Origin of the sequence: Staphylococcus sp. GDX7P312P (assembly GCF_008385775.1) — a bacterium.
GTDB lineage: Bacteria > Bacillota > Bacilli > Staphylococcales > Staphylococcaceae > Staphylococcus > Staphylococcus haemolyticus.
This window is the reverse complement of sequence record NZ_VUKI01000098.1, coordinates 1-228: the sequence shown is the minus strand read 5'-3', so window position 1 is coordinate 228 and position 228 is coordinate 1. Positions and strand designations below refer to the sequence as shown.

Annotated in this window: 1 pseudogene; it reads right to left on the bottom strand. The window is 27.2% G+C overall.

The window, feature by feature from the left end:
• A pseudogene (locus F1592_RS13520) lies at positions 1 to 222 on the bottom strand (1,4-dihydroxy-2-naphthoate polyprenyltransferase); the annotation flags it as partial.
• Between the last annotated feature and the right edge of the window lie 6 nt (positions 223 to 228).

Genomic DNA, 228 nt, shown 5'->3' with positions numbered 1-228 from the left:
GTAGTATTCATTAAACATTTTTGTTGCAGCTTGGATAATTAAACAAGCGATTAACAATGCAATAAATAACATGAATTTGATGTTATCTTGAATACCTAATAAAAAAAGTTTTGCAGTTGCAGTACCCACTAAAACTGGTAAAACAGCAGCATTTAAAGTATTAGTTCGCATCAAATGCCAATATTTTCTAACAGTATAATATTGTTTATATTTATTTGCCATAATTTG